This is a genomic window from Pseudomonas sp., assembly GCF_049645325.1.
Classification (GTDB): domain Bacteria; phylum Pseudomonadota; class Gammaproteobacteria; order Pseudomonadales; family Pseudomonadaceae; genus Aquipseudomonas.
The window spans coordinates 1-4106 of record NZ_JBARTQ010000628.1; the positions used below are offsets into that span (position 1 = coordinate 1).

7 protein-coding genes are annotated in these 4106 nt (G+C 63.2%); 1 reads left to right on the forward strand and 6 read right to left on the reverse strand.

The genetic code is table 11. The annotated features are described in order from the left end of the window. Nucleotides 1–62: 62 nt before the first annotated feature. From WBB95_RS26745 to arsC, 3 genes are read right to left on the reverse strand one after another with little or no spacing between them, the layout of a single operon-like run. A complete protein-coding gene (locus WBB95_RS26745) occupies nt 63–482 on the reverse strand; it encodes a DUF2069 domain-containing protein (RefSeq protein ID WP_424490312.1) in 420 nt (139 codons plus the stop codon). Continuing rightward, the gene (gene wrbA, locus WBB95_RS26750) at nt 466–1080 is read right to left on the reverse strand and encodes an NAD(P)H:quinone oxidoreductase (protein ID WP_424490313.1); all 615 of its coding nucleotides are present in this window, start codon (nt 1078–1080) and stop codon (nt 466–468) included. The genes WBB95_RS26745 and wrbA overlap by 17 nt, the downstream gene beginning before the upstream one ends. Then, nucleotides 1077–1430, reverse strand: coding sequence for an arsenate reductase (glutaredoxin) (gene arsC, locus WBB95_RS26755; protein ID WP_424490314.1), 354 nt, complete (start codon nt 1428–1430; stop codon nt 1077–1079). Before arsC ends, wrbA begins: the two co-directional genes overlap by 4 nt. 115 nt (nt 1431–1545) lie before the next feature. On the opposite strand from arsC, the gene WBB95_RS26760 reads away from it, so the two are divergent. Beyond that, the gene (locus WBB95_RS26760) at nt 1546–2007 is read left to right on the forward strand and encodes a redoxin domain-containing protein (RefSeq protein WP_424490315.1); all 462 of its coding nucleotides are present in this window, start codon (nt 1546–1548) and stop codon (nt 2005–2007) included. Nucleotides 2008–2124: 117 nt separating this feature from the next. On the opposite strand, the gene WBB95_RS26765 is transcribed toward WBB95_RS26760, so the two are convergent. The 3 genes from WBB95_RS26765 to WBB95_RS26775 form a co-directional block, all read right to left on the reverse strand. Further along, entirely contained in the window at nt 2125–2529 is a 405-nt protein-coding gene (locus WBB95_RS26765) for an META domain-containing protein (protein ID WP_424490316.1), read from the reverse strand. After that, nucleotides 2526–2966 (reverse strand): hypothetical protein, encoded by a 441-nt coding sequence (locus WBB95_RS26770; protein ID WP_424490317.1) that lies wholly within the window; start codon nt 2964–2966, stop codon nt 2526–2528. The genes WBB95_RS26765 and WBB95_RS26770 overlap by 4 nt, the downstream gene beginning before the upstream one ends. 71 nt (nt 2967–3037) lie before the next feature. Beyond that, nucleotides 3038–4027, reverse strand: a complete 990-nt coding sequence (locus WBB95_RS26775; protein WP_424490318.1) for a 2-hydroxyacid dehydrogenase — start codon at nt 4025–4027, stop codon at nt 3038–3040. Between the last annotated feature and the right edge of the window lie 79 nt (nt 4028–4106).

Consider the following 4106-nt stretch of genomic DNA (forward strand, 5'->3'; position numbering starts at 1 on the left):
TCCCAAATTTTGACCGCGCCGCCTATCAAATGTGGGTGCTGGCTTGCCTGCGATAGCGTACTTCAGCCTGGCAGAGGTTCTACTGCCAACCGCCGATTCAACTGATGCCGCCAACGCACATACAGCAACGCCGTGCAAAACACCGCCAGGCTTGCCAGCATTTCCAGCACCCCGAACCCCTGACGGTTCGGGTCGTACGCCGCCAGCGCGCCCTTGATGAAGTACAAATTCACCACAAAACACATCCACGAGTGCCCACGCGCACTGCCGACCAGCATCCCCGGCGCGAGCACCAGCAGCGGCACCAGTTCGATCAGCAGAATTACCCACGGACGCGCGCCGTGCAGGTCGGCGATGAACAGGTAATACCCGCACAGCAAGCCCACCAAGCCAAGGAATGCCAGCAGGCTCAACGCGCGTGCCACCTTGACCCGTGGCTCCAGCCACGCCTGGGAGGGCAGGACCTTAGGCTTCCTGGCCACGGCCGTTCTCCAGCAGGATCGCGGTTTTGGCCAGGCGCAGGCCCAGGGCCCGGCACAGGGTGATTTCGTGCTGGTCGAGCAGGCGCTTGCCATCCGGCCCGGCGTGGTGGCTGGCGCCGTACGGCGTGCCGCCGCCCTGGGTGTCGAGCAACGCCTGTTCGCTGTAGGGCAGGCCGGTGATCAGCATGCCGTGGTGCAGCAGCGGCAGCAGCATCGACATCAACGTGGTTTCCTGGCCGCCGTGCAGGCTGGCGGTGGAGGTGAACACCCCGGCCGGCTTGCCGACGAGCGCGCCGGTGAGCCACAGGTTGCTGGTGCCATCGATAAAGTACTTGAGCGGCGCGGCCATGTTGCCAAAGCGCGTCGGGCTGCCGAGGGCTAGGCCCGAGCAGTTTTTCAGGTCATCGAGGCTGGCATACAGCGCGCCTTCGTCCGGAATGCTCGGCGCGACGGCTTCGCACTCGGTGGAGATCGCCGGCACGGTGCGCAGTCGCGCTTCCAGGCCTGCCTGTTCGATGCCCCGGGCTATCTGCCGGGCCATTTCGCTCACCGAGCCATTGCGGCTGTAATACAACACCAGCACATAGGGCGTACTCACGGCAGGATCTCCAGCACGTTTTCCGGCGGACGGCCGATGATGGCGGTGCGGGCGGTTTCCAGGATCGGGCGTTCCATCAACTTGGGGTGCGCGGCGATGGCGGCGATCAATTGCGCTTCGCTGAGGCTGTCGTCGGCCAGATTGAGGGTTTTGTATTCGTCTTCGCCAGTGCGCAGCAGTTGGCGGGCGCTGATACCGAGCTTGGCGAGCAGGGCCTTTAATTGCGCGGCATTCAGCGGGGTTTCCAGGTAGCGCACGACGGTGGGCGTGAGGCCGCGGGCTTCGAGCAGTTCGAGCGCACCGCGGGATTTCGAGCAGCGCGGGTTGTGATAAAGCGTCAGATCGGTCATGTGCGGGTCGCATCTTGCGTAAGGTGGCGGGTATTCTACCCGTGCGGCGGCCCGTCCTTAAACCGTAAGAGGCGATAGGCCGCAGCCAACGTTCATTTTTTCGAAGGATTACCCCATGACAAGGCGACTGATCGGTGCATTGGCGATCATCACAACCCTGCTGCTCAGCGGCTGCGGTAACGATTACGGCGTTGACCAATATGGCCAGAAAGTAGCGGCCGAGCGCTTGGACAAACAATGGGTGGTGGTCAATTACTGGGCCGAATGGTGTGGCCCGTGCCGCACGGAAATCCCGGAGCTGAATGCTTTGGCCGAGCAGCTGAAAGGGCAGAACGTGGGCGTGTTCGGGGTCAACTTCGACAATGTGCAGGGCACAGAGCTGAAGGAAGCCAGCGACAAGTTGGGGATCAAGTTCACCGTGCTCGCACAGAACCCGGAGGGGATCTTCGATATTCCGCGTAGCGAGGCGTTGCCGGTGACCTACATCATTGATGACAAGGGCAAGGTGCGTGAGCAGTTGATGGGTGAGCAGACGGCAGAAGGGGTGCTGGCCAAACTCAAGGCCTTGCGCGGTTAAACCTGTGGGAGCTGGCTGGCCTGCGATGCGGCTTGCGCGGTGTATCAAGTACACCGCGGTGATGCTATCGCAGGCAAGCCAGCTCCCACAGAAAAGCCGATCCAGTCTGACTTAGGATCAGCCTTCTTCCAGCCACAGGCGAATCGGCTTGCCTTCGGCCGGCCAGAAGCGTGTCTGCTCGATCGGTGAGATGTCCCAGCGTTCGACGCCTTGCAGGGCCTGGAAGAAGCGGTGTTCCTGCTCCATCAGGGCCTCGGCGCAGAGTTTGCGGGTGCTGCCGATCTTGCCGAAACTGAGTTTTTCGCCGTCCACCGTGTAGGGCGCGAACCAGTGGTTGCAGCCGCCGTTACCGTAGGCGCGGCCATCGGCGCCCAGGGTCACGGTCAGGTGCGCGTAATCCATCAGCGGGCGCTCACCGATCCACTCCACCACGTAGCTGTGATCCTGCTCCAGCTTGGCCGTATCACCGGCGCAGCCCGTCAGGCCCGCCCCGACGGCGGCGAGCAGAAGCAAGCCTTTCATTGCGCAGCCTGCTGGCATTTCGGGCAGCGGTGTTTGTCGCCGGTGCTGGCCCAGCCCAGTTCCTTGACGCGCGCGTTGGCGGCCGGTTGCAGCGGCTCTTTGCTCAGCTTGGTTTCTACCGCGAATTCAAATTCAAGCACGGTGTCGCAGCTGTCGCAGTTGACCTTCCAGGTGTGAATCTCCAGCTCGCCGAATTTCGGCCCCTGGGCCATGGCAACCCACTGGCCCGCCGGGCGGATGGAGTAGCGCGCGTCACCTTCGACGGTCAGGCGCATCGACAGGGTTTTACTGCCGCGCAGGGTGACGATCAGCACGTCGCCGTGCTTGATCGAACCACCGTTGCCGGTGATCTGGTAACGGCCCGGCACCAGGGCGCGGCATTCGATCAGGGTGTGTTGCGGGCTCAGCAAGCTGAAGCGGAAATCGTGTTCGGCCATGGATCCTCCAAATAGGCGCGGCATCCTATCACGGGTGCCGGCTCATCATGAGCCTGGTATGTGACCGCTGATCATCCTTCGACCAGGTTCTGCGGTTGGCCCTCGGCCCACGCGGCAATGTTCGCCAATGTGGTACCGGCAATCGCGGCCAAGGCCTCACGGGTGAGGAACGCCTGGTGGGCAGTGATGATCACGTTGGGAAAGGTCAGCAGGCGCGCGAGCACGTCGTCTTGCAGGGGCAAGTCGGAGCGGTCTTCGAAAAACAGCTGGGCTTCTTCCTCATACACATCCAGCCCCAGGTAGCCGAGTTGGCCGTCCTTGAGCGCGTCGATCAGAGCCGGCGTGTCGACCAGGCCACCGCGCCCGGTGTTGATCAACATCGCGCCGGGCTGCATCTGGGCCAGGGAACGGGCGTTGATCAGATGCTTGCTGTCGGCGGTGAGCGGGCAGTGCAGGCTGATGATCTGTGCCTGTGCCAGCAGCTCGGGCAGGCTCACGTAGTGAGCGCCGAGGGCCTGAACCTGCGCATTAGGGAAGGGGTCGTACGCCAGCAACGTGCAGCCGAAACCGGCCATGATCTTGGCGAACGTGGCGCCGATCTGCCCGGTGCCGACCACGCCGACGGTTTTGCCCACCAGGTCGAAGCCGGTCAGCCCATGCAGGCTGAAATCACCGTCGCGGGTGCGGTTGTAGGCGCGGTGCAGGCGGCGGTTGAGGGCAAGGATCAGCGCGACGGCGTGTTCGGCGACCGCGTGGGGCGAGTAGGCGGGTACGCGCACGATGGTCAGGCCCAGGCGCTTGGCGGTGGCCAGGTCGACATGGTTGTAACCGGCCGAGCGCAGGGCGATCAGGCGGGTTCCGCCGTTGGCCAGTTGTTCAAGCACCGGGGCACTGAGGTCGTCGTTGATAAAGGCGCAGACCACGTCGTGGTGCTCGGCCAGGGCCACGGTGTCAAGGTTTAGGCGGGCAGGCTGGAATTGCAGCTCCACGCCTGCCGGCAGCGGCTCACCGAGAAAACTCTCGCGGTCGTAGGTCTGGCTGCTGAAAAGAATGACGCGCATTGAAAGGCTCCCTGCGATTTATACATTGCAAACGCAGACTCCTGTGGGAGGGGGCTTGCTCCCGAATGCGGTGTATCAA

What these genes read in the sequence shown, in the direction of transcription:
- WBB95_RS26760 (WP_424490315.1), top strand. Translation starts at nt 1,546, where the DNA reads ATGACAAGGCGACTGATCGGTGCATTGGCGATCATCACAACCCTGCTG.
- WBB95_RS26770 (WP_424490317.1), bottom strand. Translation starts at nt 2,966, where the DNA reads ATGGCCGAACACGATTTCCGCTTCAGCTTGCTGAGCCCGCAACACACC.
- arsC (WP_424490314.1), bottom strand. Translation starts at nt 1,430, where the DNA reads ATGACCGATCTGACGCTTTATCACAACCCGCGCTGCTCGAAATCCCGC.
- WBB95_RS26775 (WP_424490318.1), bottom strand. Translation starts at nt 4,027, where the DNA reads ATGCGCGTCATTCTTTTCAGCAGCCAGACCTACGACCGCGAGAGTTTT.
- WBB95_RS26765 (WP_424490316.1), bottom strand. Translation starts at nt 2,529, where the DNA reads ATGAAAGGCTTGCTTCTGCTCGCCGCCGTCGGGGCGGGCCTGACGGGC.